The 14,477-nt window shown below is 71.2% G+C and carries 11 protein-coding genes; 7 read left to right on the top strand and 4 right to left on the bottom strand.

Features of this window, described 5'->3' with window-relative positions; genetic code table 11:
- The first annotated feature begins 6 nt into the window (after nucleotides 1-6).
- Entirely contained in the window at nucleotides 7-795 is a 789-nt protein-coding gene (locus tag WME85_RS47865) for an enoyl-CoA hydratase-related protein (protein ID WP_437831550.1), read from the top strand.
- Between the two features lie 97 nt (nucleotides 796-892).
- Nucleotides 893-1,762, top strand: coding sequence for a DUF4351 domain-containing protein (locus WME85_RS47870; protein WP_437831552.1), 870 nt, complete (start codon nucleotides 893-895; stop codon nucleotides 1,760-1,762).
- Nucleotides 1,763-1,813: 51 nt separating this feature from the next.
- Here WME85_RS47870 and WME85_RS47875 read toward each other — a convergent pair whose 3' ends face one another.
- The 3 genes from WME85_RS47875 to WME85_RS47885 all read right to left on the bottom strand — a co-directional run bounded on the left by WME85_RS47875 (nucleotide 1,814) and on the right by WME85_RS47885 (nucleotide 6,884).
- Nucleotides 1,814-3,955: a hypothetical protein gene (locus tag WME85_RS47875; RefSeq protein WP_437831555.1), complete on the bottom strand. Its 2,142-nt coding sequence runs from the start codon at nucleotides 3,953-3,955 to the stop codon at nucleotides 1,814-1,816.
- A complete protein-coding gene (locus WME85_RS47880; protein ID WP_437831558.1) occupies nucleotides 3,939-5,267 on the bottom strand; it encodes a P-loop NTPase fold protein in 1,329 nt (442 codons plus the stop codon). The genes WME85_RS47875 and WME85_RS47880 overlap by 17 nt, the downstream gene beginning before the upstream one ends.
- A gap of 507 nt (nucleotides 5,268-5,774) precedes the next feature.
- Nucleotides 5,775-6,884 carry an FAD:protein FMN transferase gene (locus WME85_RS47885; protein ID WP_437831561.1) on the bottom strand — a complete coding sequence of 370 codons (1,110 nt, stop codon included), beginning with the start codon at nucleotides 6,882-6,884 and terminating at the stop codon, nucleotides 5,775-5,777.
- Between the two features lie 211 nt (nucleotides 6,885-7,095).
- Between WME85_RS47885 and WME85_RS47890 the strand changes: the two genes are divergently transcribed.
- Complete coding sequence (locus WME85_RS47890) at nucleotides 7,096-8,283, top strand: amidohydrolase (RefSeq protein ID WP_437831564.1); 1,188 nt, start codon at nucleotides 7,096-7,098, stop codon at nucleotides 8,281-8,283.
- Between the two features lie 6 nt (nucleotides 8,284-8,289).
- Here WME85_RS47890 and WME85_RS47895 read toward each other — a convergent pair whose 3' ends face one another.
- A complete protein-coding gene (locus WME85_RS47895; RefSeq protein ID WP_437831567.1) occupies nucleotides 8,290-8,871 on the bottom strand; it encodes a hypothetical protein in 582 nt (193 codons plus the stop codon).
- 204 nt (nucleotides 8,872-9,075) lie between these two features.
- On the opposite strand from WME85_RS47895, the gene hemE reads away from it, so the two are divergent.
- The 4 genes from hemE to WME85_RS47915 all read left to right on the top strand — a co-directional run bounded on the left by hemE (nucleotide 9,076) and on the right by WME85_RS47915 (nucleotide 14,391).
- Nucleotides 9,076-10,125: a uroporphyrinogen decarboxylase gene (gene hemE, locus WME85_RS47900; RefSeq protein WP_437305739.1), complete on the top strand. Its 1,050-nt coding sequence runs from the start codon at nucleotides 9,076-9,078 to the stop codon at nucleotides 10,123-10,125.
- A 73-nt stretch (nucleotides 10,126-10,198) separates the two neighbouring features.
- Nucleotides 10,199-11,011 (top strand): class II glutamine amidotransferase, encoded by an 813-nt coding sequence (locus WME85_RS47905; protein WP_437831569.1) that lies wholly within the window; start codon nucleotides 10,199-10,201, stop codon nucleotides 11,009-11,011.
- A 1,074-nt stretch (nucleotides 11,012-12,085) separates the two neighbouring features.
- On the top strand, nucleotides 12,086-12,985 hold the full coding sequence (locus WME85_RS47910) for a GGDEF domain-containing protein (RefSeq protein ID WP_020741151.1): 900 nt from the start codon (nucleotides 12,086-12,088) through the stop codon (nucleotides 12,983-12,985).
- Between the two features lie 44 nt (nucleotides 12,986-13,029).
- A complete protein-coding gene (locus WME85_RS47915; protein ID WP_437831571.1) occupies nucleotides 13,030-14,391 on the top strand; it encodes an aspartate aminotransferase family protein in 1,362 nt (453 codons plus the stop codon).
- Nucleotides 14,392-14,477 lie beyond the last annotated feature (86 nt).

Raw genomic sequence — 14,477 nt, forward strand, 5'->3', positions numbered from 1 at the left:
AGCACCATGTCGGAAGCGTCTCCTGTGAAGCTCGACCGTCGCGGCGCGGTCGCGGTGCTCACCATCGATCGCGCGGATCGCCGCAACGCGCTCTCTCGCGACGCGCTGCTCGCCTTCGGGCGCCTCGGGCGGGAGCTCGCGGACGACCCGGAGGTGCGGGCGATCGTGGTCACGGGCGCCGGGGACAAGGCGTTCTGCGCGGGCGCCGACCTGAAGGAGCGGCAGGGCATGAGCCCGGACGACGTGCGCCGTCAGGTCGGCCTGTACCGGACCGAGCTCGGCGTGCTCGCGCGGAGCCCGAAGCCGGTGGTCGCGGCGATCAACGGGGTGGCCTTCGGCGGGGGCCTCGAGCTCGCGCTGCTCTGTGATCTCCGGGTGGCGGCGCCGCACGCCGAGCTCGCGCTGCCGGAGACGTCGCTCGGGATCATCCCGGGCGCCGGCGGCACGCAGCGGCTGCCGCGGGTGGTGGGCGAGGCGCGGGCGAAGGAGATGATCTTGCTCGGCCGGCGGCTCACCGCGGCCGAGGCGCTCGCCTGGGGGCTCGTGAACCGGGTCTCGCCCGAGGGGACGCCGGTGGTCGACGACGCGATCGCGTGGATCGAGCCGATCGCGAGCGGCGCGCCCATCGCGCAGGCGGCGGCGCTCCGGGCGATCGAGGACGGCTACGACGTGCCGCTGGAGCTCGGGCTGGAGATCGAGCGGGTGCACTACGACGAGACGCTGCGCAGCGAGGACCGGCTGGAGGCGCTGCGCGCTTTCGCGGAGAAGCGGAGGCCGGTGTACAAGGGGCGGTGAGGGGCGGCCGCGAGCGGGGGTGACGGCGGCGCCGCGCGCTTCGACCGCGGCCCGCCGGACGCGCCGGAGGGCGGCGGACCGTCGTGGGACGGCCCTCGTGCTAGTCTCCCTCCTCATGGATCCCAAGCCGCCCGGCGCCACGCTCCTGCTCGCCCCGGCCGCCCGGGGCGGCGCGACGGCGAGGCTCCCGCCTTCGGATTCGCGGCGCGCGCACTTCCCGCCCGTGGACGAGCACCTCGTGACGCCCGAGGTGACGCGCGACGAGGTGATCCGCGGGCGCAAGGTCGTCGCGGCGCCGTCGCTCGAGCCACACGCGGAGCAGCAGGTGCGGCTCGACTTCCTGATCGCGCCGCACCTCCGGCCCGGCTACATCGGCGCGGCCGATCTCATCACGCGCGTCGCCAACGGCTCGGATTTCGCTACCGACCTCTCCATCCGCAGGGCGGGGACCGACCCGGCGACGGGGCGCCGGTACCTGGAGGAGCTCTCGTTCGAGATCGTCAACGAGCAGTCGATGCGCGACGTGCGCGAGAAGGCCGAGGATCTTGTCGCCCGTGGCGTGCGCCGCGTCTTTGCCCTCTTCGTGAAGCGCGACGAGGTCGCCGAGTGGTCGCCGGCCGAGGGGCGGTTCGTGCCGTTCGCGCCCGACGCGACGATCGAGGATCCGTGCCTCATCCGCCCGGTGCCCGTCCGCGCGTTGCTCGACGGGGCGGCGGCGGAGCGCGAGGTGGTCCGCGCGCTGGAGCGCAAGGGCAACCCGGAGATCGAGGCGATCAAGGCCCGCGAGCGTCAGGCGGCGCTCGACGAGGGGCAGCGCGCCATGCTGCTGCGCCTGCTCGGGGCGCGCTTCGGAGAGGTGCCCGAGGCGGCGCGGGCGCGGATCCTCGCGGCGTCCGGCGAGCGGCTCGCGGCCTGGGCGGAGCGGCTCCTCGCCGTCAGGACGCTGGACGAGCTCTTCGCGGGGTGAGGCGCCGCCCGTCGCGAGCGCTGACCCTGTGCCCGAGTTCGCGCGCGCGGCTCAGCCGAGCGCGTCGATCTTGCGGCTGAGCAAGGGGAGGCGCAGCCCGAGGCCGTGCCGCTCGAGGCGCGCTCGAGCGGTGACGTAACGTCGCCTCGCCTCGGGGGCGCGGCCGCGCGCGAGGAGGATGTCGCCCATGGCTTCGAGGCAGCGCGACTCCTCGGCGGGCATGGGCATGGAGACGAAGAGGGCGTGAGCCTCCTCGGCGAGGGAAAGCGGGTCGGGGATGGCGCTGAGCGGGGGGAGCTTGAGAGCGAGATCGCGCAGTGTCTCCGCGGTGATGCGGGGAGAGTCGGTGGCCGCGAGGCTCTCGCGGAGCGCGGCGAGGTGAGGCTCGATAGCGGCGGAGGCTTCGCCCTTGAGGACGAGAGCACGGACGCGGGCGGAGCGGATCTGTGCAAGCTCCTTGAGGAAGCCACCCGCTTCAGCCTTCCTCTCTGTCTCGGCGAGCGTGGTCAGGGCATCGTCGAGCCTGCCGGCCTGGATGAGGTGCTCGCCGAGCAGGCGGCCGCATTCCGGGATCAGATCGGGATAGGTACTACGGGCCTTGTCGAGAGCCTGCGTGCTGTAGTCAGCCGCCTGGTCCAGTTTGCCTGGAGTGACAGCCAGCAGCCGGGCGCGGAGCGTCAGGAACTGGATCGGATACCACGGCGGGCCGTCTATACCGGCGATCACCTGAACGGCATCCCGTACCGCGTCTAGCTCGACTTGGACGGCGTCGAGCTCTCGCTCGCCAAGTCGTTCCGCTTCACAGATCGAGATTGTTGCGGAAATCATGGTGTCGCACATTTCGAGCATCAGCCCATCCGACCGTTGGGCCTCCGCTTCTGCGCTCATCTGTCGAAGCGACCCGAAGCACGCTGCGACGTCACCCCGGGCCAGGGCAAGCCAAGCGCGCACCTGTAGCTGAAGGGGCACATCGGCGCCAGCGCGCAATCCCTCCGCCGCTCTCCTCTCGGCTGCATTCAACTCTCCAGTCCTAAGCGCGCATATCACCAAGCCCCATGCAGCTGATGTCAAATACCCCCCCGCGCTGGATGCTATAGCGATGGCTTCGCGGTATGTCGCCTCTGCATCGGCAAATTTCCCAGTAGCCACCTCGATCACTGCCCGGACTACCATGTCAAGTGCAGCATCGATACCTTCTTGATTCTTGATGGTGCCCAGTGCTTCAGAAATTGCACGAACACGTCTCAAATCTCCGAGAGCCTCCATCCGTAGGCACGCGGAGCTCAACGCCTGAGTTGTGACTTCTGGGGCAAGACCGTACGTATACACCAACCGCAAAGCCTCAGCTGTGCCTGAACAGTCAAAACTATTAAAAGGACCTGGCCACGCCGCCAGGACAAGCGCCCGCAGTGGCAAGCCCCTTGTGAGAGGCATTTGCTCAATCTCTGCCAGCGTACGCAAACTCCAGTACAGCTCTTGAGCCCGTGCCCCTGACGCTCGCGCTATCTCGGCAAGCGTCCTGCATAATTGCGCGCGAAGCTCCTGTTCATCGTCGTTTCCTGTTGGAGGAAGTACCAGCAGTGCGCTCTGGGCGACCTCATGGGCCTCGGCGATCTGCCCTCTCACTCTGAGTTCCTCCGCGAGACTGGCTCCCGCAGCAGCTCGTTGCAGCGGCGTCCGCGCACGCCGGAGCTGCCTTCTGTGCTGCGCCACCTGCTCAGGCTCATCGCCCCCTGGGACCGGAAGAGGTCCGCCATCACCCCGCACCAGCACCACGGCCTCGCGGAATGCATACGCATCCGGCGCGAGCTCCCGCAGCTTGCGCAGCCCCTCCGCGTCCTCCAGCCACAGCAAGACCGGCGCACCCGAGAGCAGCTTCTCCCGGTGCCAGTTCAGCGCCTCGAGCGCGCCGTCCAGATTGCCCGCGATAGCCAGCGAGCGCACGCCCGCGCGATCCGCCGGCTCCTCCAGCGCGGCGAGCACCTCCTCCGGCCGGCGCACCTCCTCCGGGCTAGGTACCTCGATGCTCCCCGCGCTCCTCCGCAGCACCGCCATCGCCTGCTCGCGCAGCGCCACCTCGCACACGATGACGGCGAACGCTTCCCCGCCGCCCGCCAGCACCTTCCCCGCGCGCTCGAGCTGCTGCTCGTCGGCGCAGAGGAGCCGCGGCCCGCCGCTAGGGGTGGTGGACATCCGTCTTCTGATGCTCCTCGAGGAGCTTCCAGAGGAGCGGGTGCGCGTCGAACCATGCCGAGCCGTTGTGGGACTCGATGATGCGCGACAGATCGAGGTAGCGCCGGTCCTCGGCGGAGCGGAGCTCGTTCGTGCGGTGTGCGTGCGCGAGCGCCTCGTAGTCGGGGCCGTACAGCCCGACCGACTCCTTCAGCCGAGCGTCGTTCAGCGCGTAAGTCATCGCGATCGTGTCGAGCATCGGCTGATCGTTGTACGCCGCCATCTGCGCGCCCTCGCGCAGCATGCGGAAGAAGTCCCGCAGCACGCCGCCCGAGTACATCGCGGCGAGCCGCACCGCGCCTTTCTGGATGAGGTTCGGGTCGACCCGGTGCTCGACCAGATCGTTGAAGAAGTCCATGCGTTCTTCGAGGAACGCGTCCTCGGGCCTGAACGAGCCGGGCGCCTTGCCGAGGACACGGACCGGGAAGAGGTGCTCGACATTGTGGCGGATGTCGGCCCGGCTCTCGCCGAAACGGACGCCGGTAGGAACGGTGTAAACGACGCGCAGAGGCGGAGCGAGCAGGGCGTTCAGGTTCGTGTCGAAGATCTCCTTCTGCGCCTCGGCGCCGCGCACCTTGTCGAGGTCGTCGACCACGACGAGCAGCTCGTTGGGCCCCTCGTCCGCGCTCAGCGCGTTCTCGATGTCATCGACCAGCGCCGCCAGGAAGTCCTGGAGCAGGCTCTGTTGGGTCTCGCCGAAGGCCCGGAACTGCCGGCGAGCCTTCTCGCTGAGCTTGAGCTCCTGCTTGAGCTTGACCACCACGAGGTCGAACTCGACCGATCCAGCGCCTTCCTTCGCCTGGATGCCCATGGGCTGGAAGATGCGCTGATTCAGATCCTCGGCGATCTCCTTCCATCGCTTCTGCTTCGAGAGCCGGTCCTTGTGGCTCTCGAACAGCGCGCCGGCCAGGCGGAAGAGAACCTGGGAGGAGTCGAGCGTGGCCCACTCCTGCTCCTCGAAGCGGAGCATGAGCACGCTGAACTGCTCCTGGATCTGCGGGTGCACGGCGAGACGACTGAGCTCGGTGCTCTTGCCACTGCCGACGTGCCCGGAAAGGAACAGCTTGGTGTCCCGCGTACCGGAGAGGAGTCGCTGTCGGAGCCGCTCGAGCGGACCGGGCAGCTTGAAATTGCCTTCTCGTCGCGCGGGCAGCTCCGTGTAGAACTTCGGATCGCTCGCCTCCTTCGCGCCCTGCGGATTCGGCTCCCGGAAGTCGAGCGGCCTCGGGTCGAGTACCTTGCGGGCTTCTTCCAGGGTGGTCGCGCGCGGCATGCGCCGACCGTAGTGCGACGCCCTGAGGCGGGCAACCAGGCGACATTCGCCCGGCGGAGCACCGTCCGTGATGCGCGCCGTCCACGAGAACGAGCGCGACGCCCGTGCGCTGGCCTCGGCATCCCGTCGGAATCTTCCGACGCGCTCCGGAAGCTTCCGTCGCGGGAACGAAGGCTTCCGACACGCCCCGGGGCACGATCTTTCGCGGGGTTAGCAGCGTCCGCCGCAGCCCGAAGCCGTGCGGCACGCACCTGAGAGTCGAGATCCTCGGCAATTTCGCGCTCCGGCCCCGCGACGGAAGCTTCCGGAGCGCGACCGAAGCCTTCGTCCCCGCGACGGAAGCTTCGCGCGCGCGACCGACGCCTTCGTCAGCGCGACGGAGGCCTTTCACCCCGCCACGGAAACCTTCGTTCCGCCGATGCGGGCCTTGGCTCCCGCCGACCATGGCCTCCCGGCCGCCGCGCAACGTCGCCCGCCCGCGCCCTCCCTCGCCGCGCTCCCCCTCCTCTACACCCCGTCCGTCGGCTGCCGCAGCACCTCGACCTTCCCCTCCAGCCGCTTCGACACCCACACCTTGTTGTTCCGGTCGACGATCACCGCCCCGCAGTCCTCGATCGACTCGACCAGCTCGAGCCCCTTCTCGGCCCCCAGGATGAACACCGCGTCATCCACGGCGTCCGCTGTCAGCGCGTCCCTCGCCCAGACGGTCACGCTCCGGCTCTCGGACGCCGGGAACCCGGTCCGCGGATCGATGATGTGGTGATACCGCCGCCCCTCCTTGATGAAGCTCCGCTCGTAGTCGCCCGCCGTCGAGAAGGCGTGGTCCTCCACCTCGACCATCGCGAAGTAGTCGCTCGCGTCCTTGCCGCGCGGATCCCGGATGCCCGCCCGCCACCGCGACCCGTCCGGCTTCTTCCCCGCGATGTACAGGTCGCCGCCCGCCTGCACGAAGAACGACCCCAGCCCCTCCCCCCGCAGCACCCGCGCCGCCGCGTCGACCGCGTACCCCTTCGCGATCCCGCCGAGGCTCATCCGCATCCCCGGCCTCGCCAACATCACCGTCCGCCGCGCGCGGTCGATCGCGATCTGCCGGTAGTCGATCAGCCCGCGCGCGCGCTCGACCTCGGCCCTCGGCGGCACGTTGTCGTCGATGTCCTCGTCGAACTTCCAGAGCCCGTGCATCGCCTCGAAGGTGATGTCGAAGACCCCCCCGGAGCGCTCGCTGATCCAGAGGCTCTTCTCGATCACCTCGAGCGACTCCGGGCTCACCTCCACCGCGCTCCTCCCCGCCGCCGCGTTCACCCGCGACAGCTCGCTCTCCGGCCGCCACGTCGTCATCAGCCCCTCGAGCCTGCGGATCTCGGCGATCGCCTTGTCCAGCCTGCCCCTGATCGCCGCCTCATCCATCGCCTCGCTCGTGTAGGCCGCGACGACCAGGCTCGTGCCCATCGCCCGCGCCTCGACCACGACGCGGGCGGGCCCTGCCTGCGCCGACGCGCCCGGGATCGCCGCCGGCGCAGGCGCCTCGGTCGAGGCGGCCGGCGCGCTCTCCTCGCGCGCTCGCGCGCACCCGGGCACATCGCACGCGGCGGGCGCGAGCAGCGCCGCGAGACACAAGCAGAGGAGAGGGCGCGAGGGGCAGCGCGGTCGGTGCATTCGAGGATCCTGACTCCGTGAGAAGACCTGGCAGGCGCGGCGGCGTGCGGCGTGCGGCGTGCGGCGTGCGGCGTGGAAGCCGTGTCGCAGACGTACGGGCCGGCCGCGCGCCTCCGCCAGCGCCACCATCGCCCAGGCGCACCGCGGGGATCCAGGGTAGTATCGCCCGCCCATGAGCCTCGATCCGAGCCGCATCCAGCGTGACATCGACGACCTCTCCCCCGAGCTCCGGGACATCGCCGCGCGCATCCACGCGAACCCCGAGCTCCGCTTCGAGGAGCACAAGGCCGCGGCGTGGGTCGCCGAGGCCGTCGAGAAGCACGGCATCCAGGTCGAGCGCGGGCTCGCCGGCATGCCCACCTCGCTGCGCGCGCGCATCGGCCAGGGCAAGGGCCCGCACCTCGCCATCCTCGCCGAGTACGACGCGCTCCCGGAGATCGGCCACGCCTGCGGGCACAACCTCATCGCGGCGGGCGCGCTCGGCGCCTTCCTCGCGCTCGCGCGGCAGAAGGACGCAGTGGCCGGCACCATCGACCTGGTCGGGACGCCCGCCGAGGAGGGCGGCGGCGGCAAGATCAGGCTGCTCGAGGCCGGCGCGTTCGAGGGCGTCGACGCCGCGATGATGTTCCACCCGTTCGACCGCGACCTGCTCGCCCACGACACGCTCGCCAGCACCTGGCTCGAGCTCCAGTTCCGCGGCAAGCCGTCGCACGCCGCGCTCGCGCCGTGGGACGGGAACAGCGCGCTCACCGCCTGCCTCGACACCTTCCGGCTCATCGACGGCCAGCGCGTCCACTTCCGCGACGGCGTCCGGGTGCACGGGTTCATCAAGAACGGCGGCCAGGCGGTCAACATCATCCCCGAGCTCGCGGTGGCCGAGTTCTCGGTCCGCGCCCTCGACACCGAGGAGCTCGCGCGCGTGCGGGCGATCGTCGAGCGCTGCGCCCGCGGCGCGGCCATGGCGAGCGGCGTGGAGCTCACGCTCGTCGACCAGGGCGGCTACAAGAACATGGTCAACAACCGGAAGATGGCGCGCCGCTTCGGCGAGCACCTGCGCGCCCTCGGCCGCTCGCCTGTCGAGATGGACCCCCTCGTCGGCACCGGCTCGACCGACATGGGCGACGTGTCCCACGCGCTCCCCGCCATCCACCCGTGGATCGCCATCTGCGGCAAGGGCGAGACGACCTGTCACCAGCACGCGTTCGCCGCGCGCGCCGCGAGCCCCGCCGGCCAGGACTCGATGCTGATCGCCGCCAAGGCGATGGCGATGACGTGCGCGGATCTCCTGCTCGACCCCGATCTGCGCAAAGGCGTGCGCGAGGAGTTCGCGCAGCGGAAGGCCGGCGCGAGCGCCGCCTGAGGCGCCTCAGCCGTCGTCCTGCAGGGGATTGCCGAGGTCGTCCATCAGCCCGGTCCCCCCCTCGATCGGGATCGCCCGCGCCAGCGCCACGCGCTCCAGCATCACCGAGAGCGCGATCTTGTCCCCCACGTCCGGCAGCCAGGTGCGGGACCCGTCCCAGAGATCCAGCCGGATGTTGCCGAGCGGCTTGCCCTCCTCCTTGCCCGCGCCGCCGGCGCCCTCCCGCGCGGGCGGCACCGACATCCGGTCGATCTGCGACCAGGCGAAGCGCCGCACGCGCGGCAGCCCGAGCCCGAACAGCTCGCGCAGCTCGATCCCGTCCGGGTGCACGATGACGCCGCGCATCTGCTCGCGCAGCACCGCCGCGAGCGCGCTCACGAACAGGATGATGGCGCACACGCTCGAGGGGACGATCCGGTGCCGGTCCCCCTCGACCACGTACTGGAAGAGCCAGGAGCTCGAGGGGGCGTTCTGGCCGTAGAGGATCACCGCCGTGACGATGATGGCGAAGCCGAAGTAGAGCAGCGCCGGGATGCGCTCCTTCAGCGGCGGCCCGAACGCGATGCGCTTCTCGGGCCTGTACGTCATGTCAAAGCCGGGAGGTCTGGAAGGACGCGCCATATTCCCAAGTCTACACGGCGCACCAGCCGGCGCTTGGGTCCCCCTCGCCCCCCGCCGCCGGGTTGGCCGCCGCGCCCCCGGGCGCTCTTAGAAACAGATTGCCGGGCGATGGCTGAACGGACATGAAGGGAAGCCCCGAGGGCGCCCCCTCGGCCCATCCTGGAGCCAGCCATGCACGATCGCTTCCTGCGCGCCTGCCGGCGTGAGCCGACCGATGTCACGCCCGTGTGGTTCATGCGCCAGGCCGGCCGGTACATGGCCGAGTACCGCGAGCTCAGGAAGAAGCACACGCTCCTCGAGATCTGCAAGACGCCCGAGCTCGCGCTCGAGGTGACGCTCCAGCCGCTGCGGCTCGGGATGGACGCGGCGATCCTCTTCGCCGACATCCTGCTGCCGCTCGAGCCGATGGGCGCCCCCTTCGAGTTCGCGAAGGGCGAGGGCCCGGTCATCCACGAGCCCGTGCGCGACCGGGCCGGCATCGAGCGCCTCCGCGTGTTCGAGCCCGAGGAGGGCCTCGGCTACGTGCTCGACGCCGTGCGGCTCATCCGGAAGGAGCTCGACGGCAAGACGCCGCTCATCGGCTTCGCCGGCGCGCCGTTCACCATCGCGAGCTACCTCGTCGAGGGCGGTAAATCGAGCGACTACCGGCTCACGAAGCAGATCATGTGGAGCGATCCCGAGGCGTGGTCGGCGCTGATGGGCAAGATCTCCGAGGTCGTCCGCCGCCTGCTCCGCGCGCAGGTCGCCGCGGGCGCCCAGGCGGTGCAGCTGTTCGACTCGTGGGTCGGCGCGCTCTCGATCGACGACTACCGCGAGCACGTGCAGCCGCACGTGCGGTACATCCTCCGCGACCTCGAGTCGACCGGGGTCCCGGTGATCCATTTCGGCACGAACACGGGGGCGCTGCTCGAGGCGCAGCGCGACGCCGGCGGGACGGTGATCGGCGTCGACTGGCGCACGCCGCTCGACCGGGCGTGGCAGCGCATCGGCCACGACCGCGCGGTGCAGGGCAACCTCGATCCGCTGCTGCTCTGCGCGCCGCGCGAGGTCGCCGAGCGCCGCGCGCGGGCGGTGCTCGCCGAGGCCGGCGGGCGCCCGGGTCACATCTTCAACCTCGGCCACGGGATCATCCCGGAGACGCCGGTCGACACGGTGAAGGCGGTCATCGACGTCGTCCACTCCATCCCCCGCGCGCAGCTGCAGGGCGACGCTGGCCGCTGACGCGGCGCCTCGGCGCTGACGGCCGCGAGCGATCGCAGGACCGCGCCTCCACGTCGTCAGCCTCAGGCCGCCCGTGCGGTGGTATCGTCCGGCCGCGAGCATGTGCGAGCTCCTCGGCATGGAGTGCAACGTCCCGACCGACGTCGTGTTTTCCTTCAACGGGCTGCGGCACCGGGGCGGCCGCACCGGCCCCCACGCCGACGGGTGGGGCCTCGCGTTCTTCGAGGGGCGCGCCGCGCGCGTCTTCCTCGATCCGAGCCCCGCCGCGGAGAGCCCGCTGGCGCGGTTCCTGAGCGAGACCCCGATCAAGACGCTGCTCGCGATCGGCCACATCCGGCGCCGCACCCGCGGCGACGTCCTGCTCGCGAACACGCACCCGTTCGTGCGGGAGCTCTGGGGGCGGCACTGGGTCTTCGCGCACAACGGCACGCTGCCCCGCGTGCGGCGCCGCGCGCTGGGCCGCTTCAACCCCATCGGCACGACCGACAGCGAGCACGCCTTCTGTTACCTGCTGGAGGGGCTGCGCAGCGCGTTCCCCGGGTACCCGCGCCGGACCAGCGAGCTCTGGGAGGCGGTCGCGGCGCTCGGCGGCGAGCTCGGGCAGGACGGCACGTTCAACTTCCTGCTCGGCGACGGGCGCCACCTCTTCGCCCGCTGCGCGACCCGCCTCTGCCACATCGTCCGCAAAGCCCCGTTCGGCGTCGCGGCGCTCGTCGACGACGACGTCCGAGTCGACTTCTCCACCGTCACGACCCCGAAGGACCGCGTCGCGGTGGTCGCGACGGCCCCGCTCACCGCCAACGAGACGTGGATCCAGGGGCAGCCCGGCGAGCTCTGGGTGTTCGACGGCGGCGAGCTGCGCGTGACGCTCCCCTCGCGCGCGTGACCGAGGCCCAGCGCGGGCTCTCCCTCCCGCGCCAGCCGCCCGGTCCTGCCCGGGTGCCCGCCGTCAATACCCTTGTTGCGCTCCGGCTCGTTCTCTCGATACCGTCTTCACCGCTGGGCTCGGCGTCTCGTTGCCTTGTGCGGCTGGGCTCGGCTCCTTGTGCTCGCTCCGGGGACATAGGATTCCAGCAGCGACGGAGCAATAGCGGCCGATAGCGGCCGCGGAACGAGTTGCTCCGTGGATCATCCCAGAAGGCGAGGCATGCGGCCGTACCGGGCTGGAACCGGGCTGAAGGCCGAGCGCCGGCGGCTGAAATGAAAAACGTCGCGACGGACCTGGGGGGGGAAGGTCTCCGCCGCGACGCAGGTCTATCCTACGCACCCCGTATGCCAAGTCAACCAACCGGCGCTGCTCGGCAACAACCCCGCGCGCTGCGCGCGATCGCGGCGCGGCGGCGCCCACGGCGCGCGCGTGTGCAGCGCTCAGTTCCGCTCAGTTCAGCGTTGTGATGCGCCCTGGTTTTGAGGCAGAACTCACGGAGCCTCGTCCCGCAGCGGGCATGCCGGCCGAACAGACACATCGTGCTCCAGCGAACCATCCTCCGCCTAGCCGGCGCAACCGCTCGCCGGACGGGTGGCGGCGCGCCCGGGAAACGCATAGAGAGAGCCGCGTCGACGGCACGAATGAAAAGGGGCAACGCGTCAGCTGCGATGGACACGCACACTACCCCACAATGCGCGTCAGCGAGCGCGGGGATTGGTGCGGAGTGAGCGGCGGCAGGGGGCACACAGCGTGCGGGGAACAAGCCGAGAACGTGGAAGGGTGCGACGGAGCGCAGAGGGCGACGTATGCCGCTGTCAGGTCAGGAGGGCGGAGGAAGCACCGAAGACGGCTCCGCTCGGATGGGCGTCTTGACGGGAGTCGGTACATGTCAGTACGCTTTGATCTCGGGCGAGCTAGGGCATATCGAGCCGTCGGATCGCGACCGAAGAGCCGCGCCCGGGTAGGTTCCGTCTCCGGAGGAGCTCGAAACGTGTCGAGGCTAGGTCGCACGACGGGTTGGGCTGAGCGCGCGTGAGCGACTTCGACGAAAAGACTCGTGTAACGCAGGTGGTCCAGCCCCCACCGGGCGGCGGCAGCAAGAACACGACCGACTGCCTGGTCGTGATCTACACGAAGGAGCCCACGCTGCTCGGCAAGCGGTTCGTGCTGGAGCACAACCCGACGCGCGTCGGCCGTGGGGCCGACAACCACATCGTGCTCGACGGCGACTCCGTGTCACGCCGCCACGCCCATTTCGAGCAGCGGCCGAGCGCCTGGATGGTCGTCGACGACGGGAGCACCAACGGGACGTACTGCAACGATGAGCAGATCTCCCGCGAGGTGGTGCTGAAGAACGGAGACCGGGTGAAGATCGGCCCCACGATCTTCAAGTTCCTGTCCGGCGCCGACGTGGAGGCGCAATACCACGAAGAGATCTACCGGATGACCATCATCGATGGTCTCACGCAGATCCACAACAAGCGCTACCTGTACGAGGCGCTCGAGCGCGAGATCATCCGCGGCCGCCGCCACGAGCGGGACCTCGCGATCCTCCTGTTCGACATCGACCACTTCAAGCGCATCAACGACGTCCACGGCCACCTGGCCGGCGACTTCGTGTTGAAGGAGGTCGCGCGCATCGTGCAGAGCCGCATCCGCCGCGATGAGGTCTTTGCGCGGTACGGCGGCGAGGAGTTCGCCATCATCCTGCCGGAGACGTCGATCGAGGGCGCGGCGGCGCTCGGCGAGACCCTGCGGCAGAAGGTCGCGGAGCACCTCTTCGTGTTCCAGGCCGACAGCATCCGCGTGACGATCAGCGTCGGCGTGGCGCTGCTGCAGGAGGGCGATCGCACCGCGAACGACCTCATCAAGCGCGCCGACGAGCGCCTCTACCACGCGAAGAACAGCGGAAGAAACCGGGTGTGCGCCTGAGCTCGGGGCCCCGGGCGCGCTAGGGTCGCGCGGGAGGAAGAACGATGCCGAACAGCGAGCTGCCGCTGGCGGCGGCGCGAGACGCGGGCGACGCCGGCGACCAGATGCCCGACGTCCGGGTGCCGCCGCCTGGTCCCCTGTCGCGGAGCGCCCTCGAGCGGCTCGAGCGCGTCGAGTGCCCGGCGTTCGGCCGGCGGCGCGAGGCGCGCGCGCAGAAGAGCGGCGCCGACATGCTGCCCATCGTGCTGTCGCGCGGGCGCGGCGCGAACGTCTGCGACGTCGACGGGAACCGCTACGTCGACCTGTGCGCGGGCTTCGGCGCGCTGCTGCTCGGCCACGCGGCGGAGCCGGTGCGGCGCGCGACGGAGGAGCAGCTGGCGCGGCTGACGCTCGCCCTCGGCGACGTGTACTCGGCCGACGTGAAGATCGCGCTGCTCGAGCGGCTCGCGGCGCTGCACCCCGGGCCCTCGCCGATGGCGCTGCTCGGCCAGAGCGGCAGCGACGCGGTGACGGCGGCCATCAAGACGGCGGCGCTCGCGACGGGGCGGCCGGGGCTCGTCGCGTTCGAGGGCGCCTACCACGGCCTCGGGTACGCGCCGCTCGCGGCGTGCGGGCTGCGTGAGAGCTACCGGGCGCCGTTCGCGGAGCAGCTCAACCGGCGCGTGACGTTCGCGCCGTACCCGCGCGACGGGGAGAGCGCCGCGCGGGCGGTCGACGCGATCGAGGCGGCGCTGCGCGGCGGCGAGGTCGGCGCGGTGCTCCTCGAGCCGATCCTCGGGCGCGGCGGCTGCGTCGTCCCGCCGGAAGGGTTCCTGCGCGCGGTGTGCGAGGCGGCGCACCGGCGCGGGGCGCTCGTGATCGCGGACGAGATCTGGACCGGCCTCGGCCGGTCAGGGGCCATGACGCGCACGGGAGAGATCGGGGCGCCCGTCGACGTCCTCTGCTTCGGCAAGGGGCTCGGCGGCGGGCTGCCGATCTCCGCGTGCGTGGCGCCCGAGCCGATCATGCGGGCGTGGGCGCGCGAGGCCGAGGTGGTGCACACCTCGACGCACTCCGGGTCGCCCGTCGCCTCGAGCGCCGCGCTCGCGACGCTCGAGGCCCTGGACGCAGGCCAGCTCGCCGCGCGCTCGCGCGACGTGGGCGCGCGCTTCCAGGCGACGCTGCGGGGCGCGCTCGCGCGCGGGCCTGGTGTCGTCGACGTGCGGGGCGCCGGGCTCATGGTCGGGGTCGAGCTCGAGAGCGCCGAGCTCGGGCTCCGGGTCATGCGCGGGATGCTGGCCGAGGGCTACCTGGTCCTCACGGGCGGGGTGCGCGGCGAGACGCTGACGCTGACGCCGGCGCTCACCATCCCCGAGGCGCTGCTCTCGGCCGCGGCCGACGCGCTCGCGCGCGTGCTCGCGGCCTAGCCCGCCGCGCAGACTCGCGGCCTGGCCCGCCGCGCGTGCTCGCGGCCTGGCCCGCCGCGCAGGCTCGCGGCCTGGCCCGCCGCGCA

It is taken from the genome of Sorangium sp. So ce1153, from assembly GCF_051521595.1.
Classification (GTDB): Bacteria; Myxococcota_A; Polyangia; order Polyangiales; family Polyangiaceae; genus Sorangium.